At 57.6% G+C, this 15,539-nt stretch carries 11 protein-coding genes; 7 read left to right on the top strand and 4 right to left on the bottom strand.

The genetic code is table 11. The annotated features are described in order from the left end of the window. Positions 1-3,189 carry an alpha-mannosidase gene (locus HRQ60_RS01680; protein WP_172193895.1) on the top strand — a complete coding sequence of 1,063 codons (3,189 nt, stop codon included), beginning with the start codon at positions 1-3 and terminating at the stop codon, positions 3,187-3,189. Between the two features lie 70 nt (positions 3,190-3,259). Here the strand turns inward: HRQ60_RS01680 and HRQ60_RS01675 are convergent, their stop codons facing one another. The 4 genes from HRQ60_RS01675 to HRQ60_RS01660 form a co-directional block, all read right to left on the bottom strand. Next, on the bottom strand, positions 3,260-3,466 hold the full coding sequence (locus tag HRQ60_RS01675) for a helix-turn-helix domain-containing protein (RefSeq protein ID WP_343044588.1): 207 nt from the start codon (positions 3,464-3,466) through the stop codon (positions 3,260-3,262). Beyond that, complete coding sequence (locus HRQ60_RS01670; protein WP_172193894.1) at positions 3,463-3,915, bottom strand: hypothetical protein; 453 nt, start codon at positions 3,913-3,915, stop codon at positions 3,463-3,465. Before HRQ60_RS01670 ends, HRQ60_RS01675 begins: the two co-directional genes overlap by 4 nt. Before the next feature lie 135 nt (positions 3,916-4,050). After that, positions 4,051-4,590, bottom strand: coding sequence for a PadR family transcriptional regulator (locus HRQ60_RS01665; RefSeq protein WP_172193893.1), 540 nt, complete (start codon positions 4,588-4,590; stop codon positions 4,051-4,053). A gap of 220 nt (positions 4,591-4,810) precedes the next feature. Beyond that, a complete protein-coding gene (locus tag HRQ60_RS01660; RefSeq protein ID WP_172193892.1) occupies positions 4,811-5,410 on the bottom strand; it encodes a beta-class carbonic anhydrase in 600 nt (199 codons plus the stop codon). Between the two features lie 249 nt (positions 5,411-5,659). Here HRQ60_RS01660 and HRQ60_RS01655 point away from each other — a divergent pair, with 249 nt between their 5' ends. The 6 genes from HRQ60_RS01655 (at position 5,660) to miaA (ending at position 15,533) form a co-directional block, all read left to right on the top strand. After that, positions 5,660-7,183, top strand: a complete 1,524-nt coding sequence (locus tag HRQ60_RS01655) for a carboxypeptidase M32 (protein ID WP_172193891.1) — start codon at positions 5,660-5,662, stop codon at positions 7,181-7,183. Positions 7,184-7,368: 185 nt separating this feature from the next. Next, positions 7,369-8,331: an aromatic acid exporter family protein gene (locus HRQ60_RS01650; RefSeq protein WP_172193890.1), complete on the top strand. Its 963-nt coding sequence runs from the start codon at positions 7,369-7,371 to the stop codon at positions 8,329-8,331. A gap of 235 nt (positions 8,332-8,566) precedes the next feature. Beyond that, entirely contained in the window at positions 8,567-11,353 is a 2,787-nt protein-coding gene (gene mutS, locus HRQ60_RS01645) for a DNA mismatch repair protein MutS (RefSeq protein WP_172193889.1), read from the top strand. Between the two features lie 33 nt (positions 11,354-11,386). Next, on the top strand, positions 11,387-13,558 hold the full coding sequence (mutL, locus tag HRQ60_RS01640) for a DNA mismatch repair endonuclease MutL (RefSeq protein ID WP_172193888.1): 2,172 nt from the start codon (positions 11,387-11,389) through the stop codon (positions 13,556-13,558). A gap of 219 nt (positions 13,559-13,777) precedes the next feature. Then, positions 13,778-14,557, top strand: coding sequence for a class I SAM-dependent methyltransferase (locus tag HRQ60_RS01635; protein ID WP_343044581.1), 780 nt, complete (start codon positions 13,778-13,780; stop codon positions 14,555-14,557). Next, on the top strand, positions 14,550-15,533 hold the full coding sequence (gene miaA, locus HRQ60_RS01630; RefSeq protein WP_246281000.1) for a tRNA (adenosine(37)-N6)-dimethylallyltransferase MiaA: 984 nt from the start codon (positions 14,550-14,552) through the stop codon (positions 15,531-15,533). Before HRQ60_RS01635 ends, miaA begins: the two co-directional genes overlap by 8 nt. Positions 15,534-15,539: the final 6 nt, after the last annotated feature.

The following is a 15,539-nucleotide window of genomic DNA, read 5'->3' as shown; positions in this document are numbered from 1 at the left end:
ATGTTCTCAACCGAAGAAAAACTGGCTGCACGCATTCAGGAGCTGGAAGCTTACCGCTACAGAGAGCCGATCGAACTTGGCGAATGGGCAGGGATCGAAGATGAAGAAGGAGCCAATGGCGCTTATCCGCCGGTCACGTTCGACGAGGGGCGGACGTATGCGATCGGCGAACGCTGGAGCGGGCGGGATCGCTATATCTGGCTGCAGCGCCGCGTAGAGATTCCGGCCGAATGGAGCGGCCGCCGCATTGTCGGTTTGTTCGATTTCGGCCGCACGGGCGATTTCTACAACAGCGGCTTCGAATCGCTGTTGTTCGTGGACGGACATCCGTATCAGGGCGTGGATTCCAATCATTTGGAAGTTTTTATGGAAGCGGATACAGTGGGCCGGACCCTTGAGCTGTCGTTCCGGCTCTGGTCGGGGCTTGAAGGCGGCGGTCTGCCTACCCCGCAGGAGCATGTGATCCGTACGGCACGGCTGACATGGCTCGACGAAGCGGCGGACGATTTGTATTACAAGGCGCGCGCCGTGCTCGGCGTCTACCGGGAACTGCCGGAGAATGACGCGCTGAAGTCGGAACTGCTGTCCGCACTCAACCGTGCGTTTGGCGCAATCGACTGGTCCAAACCGGGGAGTGCCGGTTTTTATGACAGCGTAGAGGCGGCGGGCCGGGAACTGCAGAGCCGCTTATCCGGTATCCGCAGCCCGGAACATCCGGTCACGGTCACTGCGGTGGGACATACGCATATCGATGTGGCCTGGTTGTGGCGCCTGACCCACACCCGGGAAAAAGCGGCACGTTCTTTCTCGACCGTGCTGCGTCTGATGCACCAATTTCCGGAGTACGTCTTTTTGCAAACCCAACCCCAGCTGTACGCCTATATGAAGCAGGATTACCCGGAGCTGTACGAACAAATTGCCGACCGGGTCCGCGAAGGACGCTGGGAAGCGGGCGGCGCGATGTGGCTGGAAGCCGACTGCAATCTGACGAGCGGCGAGTCGCTGGTACGTCAGATTCTGTACGGCACACAGTTTTTCCGGGATGAATTCGGCGTGGAGTGCAAGCATCTGTGGCTGCCCGACGTGTTCGGTTACAGCTGGGCGCTGCCGCAGATTCTGCGCAAATCCGGAATCGAGACGTTCATGACGACCAAGCTCGGCTGGAACCGCTACAACAAGATGCCGCACGATACGTTCTACTGGCGGGGGATCGACGGCAGCGAAGTGCTGACCCATTTTATCACGACGCGCGCCAAACCTTTGTCCCAGGGCATTACGTACAACGGGGTGATCGAAGCTTTTTCCGTGCAGGGGATCTGGGATCTGTATCGGGACAAAAACCTCAATACCGAACTGCTGCTGGCTTACGGCTACGGCGACGGAGGAGGCGGCGTCAACCGCGACATGCTGGAAATGCGCCGGCGCCTCGATACGCTGCCGGGTATTCCGAGCGTCAAGCCGGGCCGCGCGGACGACTATTTCGAGCGCTTGAACGAGACGATCCGGACCACCGGCGAATACGTGCATACGTGGGACGGCGAACTGTATCTGGAGACGCATCGGGGGACATATACGAGTCAGGCGCACAACAAGCGGATGAACCGGAAGCTGGAAATGACCTACCGGGAAGCCGAATGGCTGCATGTGCTGCTGGCGGCGGAGAGTGGCGATCTCGGGAGCTATCCGGCGGCGGAGCTGCTGGAAGGCTGGCAAATCCTGCTGCGCAACCAGTTCCACGATATCATTCCGGGATCGGCGATCCGGGAAGTGTACGAAGATTCGCGCGTCGAATACGAACAGGCGGAGCAGATCGGCGGAACTCTGGTGGAGCTTGCGGCGCGGCAGCTGACGCAGGATTCCGCGACTGCGGCCTCCGGCGAACTCCAGGAGACCGCTTCCGATCCGTCTTCCGGAGAAACGGCTTATACTGTATTCAGCGGCGCTTTCTTCGAACGGACCGGCTTGGTGGATGTGCGCTGCGAAGACGCCGTCAACCGCTCCTGGACGGATGCACAGGGCCGCAGTCTGCGCGCCCAGCGTATGGAAGGCGGCGAATGGCTCGTCGAAGTGCCGTCGCTGCCGCCGATGGGCAGCACGGTGATTTACGCTTCGCCTGCTGCGGATCAAGCCGGGCAAGAAGATCCTTTCGCCCGGGAAGAAGGACGGTTGACGACGCCTTTCTATGTGCTGGAATGGAACGAAGCGGGGCAGCTCAGCCGGATCTTCGACCGGGAAGCGCAGCGCGAAGTGCTGTTCGAGGGCGAATGCGGCAATGTGCTGCAGGTGTTCGAAGACAAACCGCTGGAATACGACGCCTGGAACATCGATCTGGACTACGTGGAAAAAAAGCGCGAAATCACGGATGTAATCTCGATGGAGTGGATCCGCACCGGGCCGCTTGCAGCCGTGCTGCGCACGACCTGGCGTTATATGGATTCTTCCGTCACCCAGGACATGAAGGTCTACGCGAGCCGGCGGCAGATCGATTTCGAGACGACGGTGGACTGGAGGGAACAGCATCAACTGCTCAAGGTGTCCTTCCCGGCTGCGATCCGTGCGACCGAAGCGACTTACGATATCCAGTTCGGCAACGTCAAACGGCCGACGCACTGGAATACGAGTTGGGACTACGCGCGCTTTGAGAGTGTCGGCCATCAATGGGCGGATTTGTCGGAGCGGGATTACGGCGTGAGCCTGCTGAACGACTGCAAATACGGCTACGATATCAAAGACCACACGATCCGGCTGACCTTGATCAAGTCTGCGACCGATCCGGACTGGAGCGCCGATCAGGGTGAACATGTATTCACCTATGCGCTGCTGCCGCATGCCGGCGACTGGGCGGAAGGCCGAACGGCGGAAGAAGCATGGTCGCTGAACGACCCGCCGAGAGCGGTCCGCGGAGCGTATACCGCCGGAGCAGGCCGCTCGCTCATCCGGACGGATACGGCGGGAATCGCGATCGATGCGATCAAGCTTGCCGAAGACGGCGGCGGATTTATCGTGCGGCTGCACGAATACATGGGACGCCGGGTCCAGGTCAATATTTGCAGCGATTATCCCGTTTCTTCATGGCAGGTATGCGATCTGCTGGAACGCTCGATCGAAGGCGAGACGCAGAGCCTGGGCGCGCAGAGACGGCAGCTGTTCAAACCGTACGAGATCATCACGCTGCGGGTGAATAGGTAGAACGGAGGACCAAGCCGGCCTTATGTCCTCAAAATAGTGTTCGGGGATACGCAGAGAAAGCGGCAGGTCGTCAGTCGGTTCTGCCCGCTGTCCGCTCCATATTCCGATATTCGCGCGGCGAGACGCCCGACAGGCGTTTGAACATTTTGCCGAAATGCGAGAAGTTGTCGAAGCCCGCAAGTTCGGAGACCAACGTCACGCTGTGCCGGGTCTCCCGCAGCAGGCGCTGGGCTTCCCGGATCCGCGTCAGATTGACGTATTCCGCGAATCGGCTCAGCGGCGTCTATTCCGTTCGCGCGAACGGCGGCGATTATCCCGGATAGCGAGGTAGACGGTACGAATCACGGCAAACAGCATATAGAAGACAAGCACGTTGACAAGAAGACCGAGCAGTCCGCCGAATACGCCCATATGGACGAAAAGGCTGCCGAACAGCAGACCGGCGATCCCGCCGAAGAACAAGCCCCGGAAAAAGGTTCCGCCCAAAATCCCGCGGTTATTTGTATGGGTGCGCGCATAGCCGCTGCGGGAAGAAGGATTGGAGTTCGAACGCATGCCCGAACGGATGCTGTCGATATTTTGCGATTTGTTCGGCGTACCCGCGTACGTCCGCGGACCGGAGCCGCCGCGGCGTGCATCGGCTTGTTCCGGCACAACCGCGGAAGCGGCGAACAAGATCAGGAAAGACAAGATTACGGAGAATATTTTCTTGGATCGCTTCATCATAAACAAAATTCCCCCTAATAAGATCGTTAGCGAAAAGGCAGAGTAAAGACTCTTTGCCTTTGCTTGATCTTATACGGGGGAAAGGTAAGACTGTTTCGATTGTTAACGATTAATACGCGGCAATCGGCTGTGCCATCAAACCGGCGCAGTCCACTGCCCGTACTCCTGCTCGACCCAATCGATCCAGTCGACGCTGGCCTGGGTACGCATAATGGCTTTTTGCAGCAGAATGTAATCTTCGAATCCGATATGGCCGGGATGGCGGTGTTCGGCCGGAATGGCTACCTGGATATCTTTGTAGTATTTCATCCGATCGATATGGTATTTCCGGCGTTCCGCGAACATGCGGCGTACCTCTGAAGGTTCGGCCAAGTGGATGCAGAAACACTTCAGATTGAATTCGTCGCGCATAACCGGAGGTGCCGTCGGCTCCGACAGCCACTCGTGCAGCTTGAGGGTGCCCTCGGGCGTAATGGAATACAGCTTTTTGTCCGGTTTGTCCGCCTGCTGAATCCATTTTGCGCTGAGCAGGCCCTGTTCTTCCATACTGCCGAGCAGCGGATAAATCTGGCTGTGCTTCGCCTGCCAGAAAGGCTGGATCTTGAGCATCAAATCATAGCCCGACGCTTCCGTGCGCGAGACCAGCGCAAGCAGGCCGTAAGAAAGTATATTCATAAAATCACCCGTTTTCTGTATTCAAGGCGCCCCGCCAAGGGACGAACGTATTCCTCCACACAAGTGTACAACATTAAAAGAGGCCGAGGCAACCGACAAGAACGCTCCGTTTGGACGAAAGCGAGGATCCTGCTCATGACAAAAAGCGCGTTTTCCGAAGAAAACGCGCCGAGTTGTATAAGGGATTCCATCCGCAGCGCCGAAGGTCGGCTTTGCGGCATCAAGCCGTCGGCTGACCGCTTCCGTCCGCTTTTTTGATTTTTTCGTAACCGTCCGCGATCAGTTCGAGCAGTCCGGTTCGGGGATCGATCAGCATGCCGTGCACCGGAATGCCTGCCGGCATAAGCGGATGGTTGGAGATCATGTTGACGCTGTGCATCACGCCTTCCGTCTCGTTCTCCACGCCTTTGAACCATTGGCCGAGCCGGACGCCGGAGTGTTCGAGCGTATCGAGCACTTCCTGCGACACGCCGCGGTCAAGCATTTGACCCATGATATGATCGGCGTTAAGCGAAGCCATTCCGCATTCGTGATGACCGACTACGATCACTTCTTCCGCCTGCAGTTCGTACAGGGCGACGAGGATGCTGCGCATGATACTGCCGTACGGCGAAGAAATCACGGCGCCTGCCGTCTTGAGGATCTTGGCGTCTCCGTTGCGCATGTTCATGGCACGGGGGAGAAGCTCGGTCAGCCGGGTGTCCATACAGGTCAGCACGACGACTTTTTTCTCCGGGAATTTGCCGCTGATAAATGCCTCGTAATCTTTGTTTTCGACGAATGCTTTGTTGTGGTCCAAAATTTCCGTAATCTGATTCAAAGTCCGCGCCTCCTTTTTCGCCCTCGGGCGTTATCACGAATTTTACATAAAGAAACGTCCCGAATTCAAGCCCGAATTTTGGCAAAAATCGCGTAAGCGTTTCAAAAGCGTGTTTCGGTGCAAAAAGGAGCGGCCCGAAAAGTATTCGGCCATATTGATTCTGTGTTCTTCAAAAAGTATGATCAATAGGGAAGCCCTGATATTTACCCTATTTATGGGACGATTAAATAAACGAGGTGAACGATCCGAATGAATGAACAGCTGCAGGAACAATGGAACGGATTTCGCAAATTAGTGGCCAAAATCGGAAGTTACAACGAAGCCGTTGCCCTGATGTATTGGGATCTTCGTACGGGAGCTCCAAGCAAAGGCGCGGAAACGCGGGCGGAAACGATCGGCCTGCTGTCGACCGAAGCTTTCAAGCTGGAAACGTCGGACGAAATGGGTACATATCTCGATCTGTTTACGCAGGAAGAGCATTTGGCGCAGCTTGACGATGTGGATCGCCGGCTCGTAGAGACGGTCAAGAAAAGTTACGATCAGAATCGCAAGATTCCGGAAAGCGAATTTACGGCCTACACCATTCTTACCTCCAAGTCGGAAACGAAATGGGAAGGTGCCAAAGACAGCGGCGATTTTGATTCGTTCGAGCCTTTCCTGACGGAAATCGTAGCGACGCTGCGTAAATTTATCGGGTACTGGGGTGCGAAAGACACGCCGTACGACACCCTGCTCGACATGTACGAACCGGATATGACGGTCGAACGTCTGGATGCGGTGTTCGATCGGCTGAAGCAGCGCTTGGTGCCGTTGGCGGAAGCGATCGCGGCTTCGGATATCCGTCCGGAGCTGCCGTTCCTGGATGCCACGTATCCGAAAGAAGGCCAAAAAGCGTTCAGTCATTTCATTCTCAAGGAAATGGGTTATGACTTCGAGGCCGGACGCCTGGACGAAACCGTACATCCCTTCGCGACGGGGCTTAACCCGGGCGACGTTCGTATCACGACCCATTACCACGAACACGACGTATTGAGCGCGGCGTTCAGTTCGCTGCACGAAGGCGGCCATGCGCTGTATGAACAGAATATCAATCCGAAACTGACCGGTACGCCGCTTGCCCAGGGCACATCGATGGGGATCCACGAGTCGCAGTCGCGTTTTTGGGAGAATATGGTCGGGCGCAGCCTGCCGTTCTGGCAGCAGTATTTCGGCGAACTGCAAAAGCAGTTTCCGGATCAATTGATCGGCGTGACCCCGGAGCAGTTCCATTTTGCCGCCAACCGGGTAGAGAACTCGCTGATCCGGATCGAAGCGGACGAACTGACTTACAATCTGCATATCATTATCCGCTACGAGATCGAGAAGATGCTTTTCAATGAAGAGCTCGATGTCAAAAAACTGCCGGAAGTCTGGAATGCGAAATACGAAAGCTATCTGGGCATTACGCCGCCGAACCATTCGCAGGGCGTGCTGCAGGATGTCCACTGGTCGGGCGGCGCGTTCGGTTACTTCGCTTCCTATTCGCTCGGCAATATGTATGCGGCGCAGATCATGCATACGTTGCGTCAAGAGATGGACAATTTCGACGAATTGATCGAGCAGGGCAATCTGCTGCCGATCAAGGAATGGCTGACGGAGAAGATTTACCGTTTCGGCAAATCGAAAAAACCGTCCGAAATCATTTTCGAGGTGACCGGCGAAGAATTGAACCCCGATTATCTGGCGGATTATTTGGAACAAAAGTACTCGAGCCTGTATAATCTGAAATTGTAACCTTCGTTTCCGCATGGGAGCGGGCGGCAGCTTCGGCTGCTTGTCCCCGGTTCCGCGCGGAACCGATCGAAATCCTGCCGGTTCCTCCGAGGAACGGCGGGATTTTTGTCTCCGCACAGAAATGTAAGGAGTATGGGAGTTTCTAAAATTCAGTGAACGTTTCTGAAAACGGGAGAAGGGATTCAATGGCTGGCCTATTTGGCTTTCGCGTAATCAAAACGGCGTTTGCGGCTTTTGCCGCGGTGATGATTGCGCACTTCGTCGGGATTCCGTCGGCGACTTCGGCGGGACTGCTGGCGATCCTGGGACTCGACACGACGATCAAAAGAAGTATCAAAACGGTCGTGGACCGCTTTTTCGCTTCGATCGTCGGATTGGCGGTTGCCTGTGTCTTGTTTGGGGGACTCGGCTTTCACTACTGGGTCATTCCGCTTTATATCCTGATCGCTTTTCCGGTTATCGTCAGAGCTTCGTTCAAAGGCGGAATCGTCACCAATGCGGTTGTTGTGTTCCATGTGTTTAACGCGGGGGAAATCTCCTGGCCGGTGCTGTGGACGGAACTCCAGCTTCTCGTCATCGGTCTGGGTTCGGCCATGCTGGTCAATCTGATCTATATGCCGAATCCGGAAGAAAAGCTGTCGAAGATCCGCAGCGAAGCGGACGAATGTTTCTCGCGGATCTTCGCCCAATTTGCCCGTACCCTGCGCAACCCGGACTATGTATGGGACGGCCGGGAATTGATCGAAGCGGACAAAAAAGTGGAAGAAGGACTAACCCTGGCAAGGCGTTCCCTGGAAAATCAGGTCGTAAAAGCCGACGATTTCTGGAGCGTGTATTTCTACATGCGCAAGCAGCAGCTGGAATCGATCCAGACGATGGCGCAGTTGGTCTCGCAGGTCTACCGGCAGATCTCCCAGGCGGAGCTGACGGCGGAATTGTTCGACCGGTTGGAACGCGATGTCAAAAGCGAGTATTATACGGGCAGAGCCGCCGAGATGCTCCGGGAGCTGGAAGAGCGCTTCAAAGAAATGAATCTGCCGGATACCCGCGAAGAGTTCGAGGTACGCTCGGCGATTTTGCAGCTCTGCCGGGAACTCAACCGCTACTTGGGCATGTCCAAAAAAGACAAGGCGCCGCATGTAACGTGAAAAGCAGGGGAATGAAGCGGGTCGGTAACAGGGCTGCCGAAAATGTTCAAAAGGAAGAGGGCGGTGCGTCTACCGACCTCTTTTTGATGCATACAGCGAGATAGGGTTGGAATTCGAGCTGTTTTTTGTGGATCATTTGATGATAAAATGAACATACGTTCGCATTCGCGCGCTTTTTGCCGGAAGTCTGTTATAATCAGGGAGAGAAAAGAAGGCACGATGATGGAGGGGAATCATGGCCAAGTTAACGCCGATGATGGAACAGTATCTCAAGATCAAGGAAGAAGCCAAGGACGCGATCCTGTTTTTCCGGCTTGGGGACTTTTATGAAATATTTTTCGACGATGCCGTTACCGCTTCGCGGGAACTGGAGATTACGCTGACCGGACGAAACGCGGGGCTTGAAGAACGGGCTCCCATGTGCGGAGTCCCTTATCATGCGGCCGAAGGGTATGTGCAGCGTCTGATCGAAAAAGGCTACAAAGTCGCTATCTGCGAACAGGTGGAAGAAGCGGGGGCCGGCCGGGGAATGATGCGCCGCGAGATCGTACGCGTCGTGACGCCGGGCACGCTGATGGAAAGCCGGGCATTGGGCGAGAAATCGAACAACTACCTCGTCTGCGTAACCAGCAGCGGCGGCATGACGGCGATTGCGGCCTGCGATCTGTCGACGGGCGATCTGCATGTCACATCCGCGCCGGACAATGAAGAATGGATCAAAGGCGAAGTAGGCGTTTACCAACCGTCCGAAGCGATCGGCGACGCTGCGCTGCTGGACCTGCTCTCCGCGCAGATCGCTCCAATGGAGCGGCGCCTGGTCTGCACGCCTTGGGACAAGAGCCGGGAAGAAGGAGCGCGGGAGCAGTTCGGCGAAGCCGTCTGGGCCCGTCTCGACGCGGAGCGCCGTGTCTGTATCGCCCGTTTGTTCGCTTATCTGGCGGAAACCCAGAAGAGAGCGCTGGGGCAGCTGACGAAAATCTCGGTCTACGAGCCGAATCATTATATGATTCTGGATTCGTTCACCCGCCGCAATCTGGAATTGACGGAAACGGTGCGCGAACGCTCCAAGAAAGGTTCGCTGCTCTGGCTGCTCGACCGGACCAAAACGTCGATGGGCGCCCGGACGCTGCGCCGCTGGATCGACAAGCCGCTGCTTCAGCGCAGTTCGATCGAAGATCGTCTGGAAGCGGTCGAACGGCTGCACCGCGATCTGATCCTGCGGGGAGATATTCAGGAAGGCCTGAACGAAATCTACGATCTCGAGAGGCTTGTCGGACGGGTCGCTTTCGGCAGCGCCAACGGCCGCGATATGGTCGCGCTGCGGGATTCGCTGCTGCAGATCCCCCATCTCAAACGGATCTGCCTGGACTCGGGTTCGCAGACGCTTGGGACAACGGCGAACCGGATGGACGAATGCGCGGAGCTCGCGGAAGCGATCTCCGCGGCGGTGACCGACGAACCTCCGGTATCCGTGCGCGACGGCGGACTGATTCGCAAAGGCTATCACGAGCATCTGGATCAGCTGCGCGAAGCGAGCGTCAACGGCAAGCGCTGGATCGCCGAACTCGAAGCCGAAGAACGCCGCGTAACCGGTATCCGTTCGCTCAAAGTCGGGTACAACAAAGTATTCGGCTACTATATCGAAGTGACGCGCGCCAACTTGAACCAACTTCCGGAAGGCCGCTACGAACGCAAACAGACCCTGGCCAACGCCGAACGTTACATCACCCCCGAATTGAAAGAAAAAGAGTCGCTGATTCTCGAGGCGGAAGAGAAAATGGCCGATCTCGAATACGGACTGTTTCTGGAACTGCGTGAGAAAGTCGCGGAGAGGATTCCCCGGCTCAAAGCGCTGGCCGAGCGGGTAGCCGAAATCGATGTGTATCAGGCTTTTGCGGAAGCGAGCGCGGAAAAGTCGTTCGTTCGTCCGCAGCTGCACGACGGTTACGACCTGACGGTCGAGAACGGACGCCATCCGGTTGTCGAAGCGGTAATGGAAGGCGGTTCGTTTGTAGCCAATGCCACGGATCTGGCGCAGGAAGGCGCGAATATCATGCTGATTACCGGGCCGAATATGGCCGGCAAAAGCACGTATATGCGCCAGGTTGCCTTGATCTCGATCATGGCGCAGATCGGATGTTTCGTTCCGGCGTCCCGGGCAAGCGTCCCTCTGCTTGACCGTATCTTCACGCGGATCGGAGCGGCGGACGATCTGGTCGGCGGTCAAAGTACGTTTATGGTCGAGATGGCGGATATCCAGGTCATGACCGAGCAGGCGACAAAAGACAGTCTGATTATCATCGACGAACTCGGGCGGGGAACTTCCACCAGCGAAGGCATGGCGATCGCCCAAGCGGTGATCGAGCATGTGCACGAGTCGATCGGCTGCAAAGCGCTTGTCTCGACCCACTTCCACGAACTCGCGCATCTGGAAGAAAGTCTGCCACGTCTGCGGAATTATTGTATGGCGGTACGCGAGAGCGGAGACAATGTTGCCTTCCTGCGCAAACTGGTCGCGGGAGCGGCCAGTACGAGTTACGGCATTTACTGTGCCCGTCTGGCAGGGCTTCCGGGCAGTATCATCGACCGGGCTTACGGTCTGCTGCAGGGCTTCGAGCAGGCGGCTGCGGTTGTCACCGTGGGCGGCGTTGAACAGGAAGGCAAGCGCCCGTATACTCCGCTGGCAAGCCAAGCGGCCGAACCCATGTCCGAAGAAGTGCGCGAACCGGCTCCGGCGGAATTTTCGGCCGCTGCCGGTACGCGCCCGGCCCAGATTCCGGCTGTTACCGATACGCCGGAAGAACCGCCCGCTGCCAAGCGGCCGGATAACGGCGTAGTGCAGCTCTCGATCTTCGGCGAAGAAGAAGGAACGGCGCAGGCCGTGCCCGTCCCGGCCAAAGAAGATCCGAAAGTCAAAAAAATGCTTCAGCGCGTCCGGGAAATCGACGTAATGAATCTGACGCCGCTGCAGGCGATGCAGATGCTGAACGAACTGAAATTGGAAGCGCAGCGGCTGGGATAACCGTCGACAATCGCACGGGAAAGGAGAACTCATATGGCCAGAATCAAAGTATTGGACGAACATATCGCCAACCAGATCGCGGCCGGCGAAGTGGTGGAACGGCCGGCTTCGGTCGTCAAAGAGCTGGTCGAGAACGCGATCGACGCCGGAGCGACCAAAGTCGACGTATGGACGGAAGAAGGCGGACTGTCTTCGATCCGGGTAACCGACAACGGCTCGGGCATCGAACCGGACGACTGCGAGACGGCTTTTTACCGGCATGCCACCAGCAAAATTTCGGGCGGCCGGGATCTGTTCCAGATCACGAGCCTGGGATTTCGCGGCGAAGCGCTGCCGAGTATCGCTTCGGTCGCCAAGGTGGAAGTGCTGACCGCCTGCGGCGAAGACGGAGCGGGACGCCGGCTTGTTATCGAAGGCGGGACGCTCAAGAGCAACGAAGACGCGCCCGCTTCGCGAGGAACGGATTTTCGCGTACGGGAACTGTTCTACAATACGCCTGCCCGACTGAAATACATGAAGACGGTGCAGACGGAACTGGGGCATATTTCCGATTATATGTACCGGATGGCCCTGTCCAATCCGGATGTGGCGTTTACGCTGCGCCACAACGGCAACTCGCTGCTCCAGACGCTGGGCGGCGGCGACCTGCTCCAGGTGATTGCGGCGGTGTACGGGACGACAAGCGCCAAAGCGATGCTGCCGCTCGAAGGCGAGAATCTCGACTTTTCCGTCGGAGGATTCGTCAGCCTGCCGGACTTCACCCGTTCGAACCGCAGCGCGATCACGACGGTCGTGAACGGCCGTTATATCCGCAGCCATGTGTTGAACCAGGCGATCATGCGGGCGTACCATACGCTGCTTCCCGTCGGGCGGCATCCGCTTGTCGTGCTGCGTCTGGCGATGCATCCTTCGCTCGTCGATGTCAACGTGCATCCGGCCAAGCTTGAAGTGCGCTTCAGCAAGGAGGCGGAGCTGACCGAATTCGTCCAGGATACGATCCGCGCCGCGTTGGCCCGCGAAGTGCTGATTCCCAAAGCGATCAACCAGCGGATCGGCAAAAGCAGCAGCATGATCCAGGAGCAGTTCCATTTCCCGAAACGGGAAGAGCTGATCGGTGAATCTGCAGCACAGCAGCCGCAAGGTGCATCCGCGCCCGCTCTGTCGTCCGGCGCGTCTGCGCCGGGCCGGGCCGAACCGTCGGACGATGCCGACGATTTCGTGCCGGGCGAGCCTGCGGCCGCACCGGCCGGCGCTGCGCAGCCGGCTTCGCTTCCGCAAGCGCCTGCGGCCGCTTCCGAAGACCGTGCCGGCGCGCGCTTCGCGCCGCGCGCCTCGGAACCCGGAGCGCAGTCTGCGCCGCGCTCCGAAGCGTCCGCTGCCGCGTCCGCCGGGCAGCCCTCCGCTTATCCGGCCGAAGGCGGCAGGCGCGATCCGCTCCCGCAGGAGCTGCGGGAGCGCGGCCGCAGCAGCGGTTACGCCGGAGGACGCGAAGCCTCCGGCGGTTCCGGCCGGCCCGCCGCTTCGGGCGCCCAAGGCAGCCGCCCCGCCGCGCCGGCCGCTCAGAACGCCGCGCTGGCCCGCGCGGCCGAACTCTATACCCGGGGCGAGGCGCCGAAACGTCCCGCTTTCCCGGAAATGACTTTGATCGGGCAGCATCACGGCACGTATCTGATCGCGCAAAACGACGAAGGCTTGTTCCTGATCGACCAGCATGCGGCGCATGAGCGGATCAATTACGAGTACTATTACGAGAAGTTCGGGCAGCCGGAAGCGGCTTCGCAGGAACTGCTGCTCCCGATTACCATCGAGTTCACTTCGGCCGAGAGCGCCAAGATTCGCGACCGGATCGGTTGGTTTGAACAGGCCGGCGTCTATATGGAGCCGTTCGGCGGCCAGACGTTCCGCGTCACGGCTTATCCGCACTGGTTCCCGGCCGGAGACGAACAGTCCATTATCGAAGAAATGGCCGAGTGGGTTCTCAGCGAACGCGCCATCGATCTGGCCAAACTGCGCGAGAAAGCGTCCACGCTCTGCTCGTGCAAAGCTTCCATCAAAGCCAATCAGCGCTTGAGCGACGTCCAGGCCCAGACCTTGATCGAACGCCTGAGCCGGTGCAAACAGCCTTATACCTGCCCTCACGGCAGACCGATCGTAGTTTCTTTTTCGACTTACGATCTGGAGAAATTGTTTAAACGGGTGATGTAAGACCTTCCCCCAATCCCCAAGCGACTTTAATCCAATTTTCGAAACGGGACGCTTCAACCCGTTTCGAAAATAACCCGGGAGCGATCTAATCAACTGGGGGAAGGTCCGTTCTTCCGGCGGAATTTCATTTCCCTGGAAGCTCTACCCCAAAAAAGAACCGAACCGACCGGCGTCTTCCCAAAGCCCGCCGCTCGGTTTTTCCAAAGGAGAACATTGTTCATGATGATCGTAACGACCGGCGATTCGCCTGCCGAAGCCGAATTGAACCGGGCCCGGAAGATAGCCGAGCAGTCGGGCATTCGTTTGGTGCCCCGCAGCCGAACTTCGATTCCCAATCTATTTCCGAAATACGGCGCGTCCGCGGTGCTGATTGTGACCCAGGGCAAAGTCCGTTTGTTTCGCGCGGATCAACCCGTGCTGGAATATCATCCGAGCATGGGGTATGTGCGCGCCAAACGGCTGCTCAAAGGCGAACCCGATCCGATGATCGATGCCGCCCGCGCCGTCGAGGGAGACTCCGTACTCGACTGTACGGCCGGGCTCGGAACCGATTCGCTGGTATTTGCCGTACGCGTCGGACCCAAAGGCAGGGTCTGCGCGCTGGAAGCGTCGCCGGAGCTGTCCGTGCTGCTGCAAGAAGGATTGGCCAGCTACGAAGTCGAGAAGCCTTCCGTGACTGCAGCCATGCGGCGCGTGGAAGTGATTCATGCCGACCACCTGTCTTACCTTCGTTCGCTGCCGGACGACAGTTTTGATATCGTGTATTTCGATCCGATGTTCCGCAAGCCGGTGTACGACTTGTCGGCGATCTCGCCGCTGCGGGCGTTTGCCGATGCCCGGCCGCTGAGCGAAGACGCCATTCGCGAAGCGGTTCGGGTGGCCCGCAAAACGGTTGTCCTGAAAGAAAAGAAAGGCAGCGGAGAAATGGAGCGGCTCGGCTTCTCGTCTGACGGCCGCAACCATGCCAAAATTACGTACGGAGTGATTCCCATTGATTGAAACAAGTCTGACCGAACAACAACCGGCCGATGCCAAGCCCAAATTGCTCGTTCTGATCGGACCGACGGCGGTCGGCAAGACCAAACTCAGTATCGAACTGGCCAAAGCTTTTTCGTGCGAGATCCTGTCGGGCGATTCGATGCAGGTGTATCGGGGAATGGATATCGGTACGGCCAAAATTTCGCACTCCGAAATGGAAGGCGTTCCGCATCACTTGATCGATATTCATGAGCCCGACGAACCGTTTTCCGTATCCGAGTTTCAGGAACGCTGCGATGCGCTTATCCCGGAGATTGCTCAGCGCGGCCGTCTTCCGTTTATCGTCGGCGGTACGGGCCTCTATATCGAATCGTTCTGCTACCGGTACGAATTCGCGGAGAGCGGAGCCGACGAAGCCTTTCGTCAGGAGCAGGCGCTTTTCGCGGAAACCTGCGGCAACGAAGCGCTGCACTCTCGCCTTCGGGCGATCGACCCGGATTCGGCGGAGCGGCTGCATCCCAATGATACGCGCCGGGTGATCCGTGCGCTGGAGATTCACAAATTGACGGGAGAAACCCTGTCAGAACGCTTGGCCAAGCAGAAAAAGACCACGCCTTACGACCTATGTTTGATCGGTTTGACAATGGACCGTCAAATGCTATATAACCGTATTGAAGAGAGAATCGACCAAATGATGGATAGTGGGCTGATCGAAGAAGTACAAGCGCTGCGGGAGCGGGGATACACCCCGGACATGGTCTCGATGCAGGGTCTGGGCTACAAAGAGATCTGGCCTTACCTCGACGGCAGCTGCTCGCTGGAAGAAGCGGTGTACCGGCTGAAGAGAGACACCCGCCATTTTGCCAAGCGGCAGCTTTCCTGGTTCCGGCATATGCCGGACATCCACTGGGTCGACGTTTCCGAAACGGAAAACTTTTTTGCAAGTTACGAGAAGATTCATGGTATAATCACAGGAAGATTCGGCTCCGATTTTTAAACAAAA

Source organism: Saccharibacillus qingshengii (genome assembly GCF_013185195.1).
GTDB classification, from domain to species: Bacteria; Bacillota; Bacilli; order Paenibacillales; family Paenibacillaceae; genus Saccharibacillus; species Saccharibacillus qingshengii.
The sequence above is the reverse complement of the archived record's forward strand: the minus strand, read 5'-3'. Positions and strand labels throughout refer to the sequence as shown.

Excerpts from the sequence above, each read along its gene's own strand:
- HRQ60_RS01680 (WP_172193895.1), top strand. The coding sequence starts at position 1 with ATGTTCTCAACCGAAGAAAAACTGGCTGCACGCATTCAGGAGCTGGAA.
- HRQ60_RS01670 (WP_172193894.1), bottom strand. The coding sequence starts at position 3,915 with ATGATGAAGCGATCCAAGAAAATATTCTCCGTAATCTTGTCTTTCCTG.
- HRQ60_RS01665 (WP_172193893.1), bottom strand. The coding sequence starts at position 4,590 with ATGAATATACTTTCTTACGGCCTGCTTGCGCTGGTCTCGCGCACGGAA.
- HRQ60_RS01655 (WP_172193891.1), top strand. The coding sequence starts at position 5,660 with ATGAATGAACAGCTGCAGGAACAATGGAACGGATTTCGCAAATTAGTG.
- HRQ60_RS01650 (WP_172193890.1), top strand. The coding sequence starts at position 7,369 with ATGGCTGGCCTATTTGGCTTTCGCGTAATCAAAACGGCGTTTGCGGCT.
- mutS (WP_172193889.1), top strand. The coding sequence starts at position 8,567 with ATGGCCAAGTTAACGCCGATGATGGAACAGTATCTCAAGATCAAGGAA.
- mutL (WP_172193888.1), top strand. The coding sequence starts at position 11,387 with ATGGCCAGAATCAAAGTATTGGACGAACATATCGCCAACCAGATCGCG.
- HRQ60_RS01635 (WP_343044581.1), top strand. The coding sequence starts at position 13,778 with ATGATGATCGTAACGACCGGCGATTCGCCTGCCGAAGCCGAATTGAAC.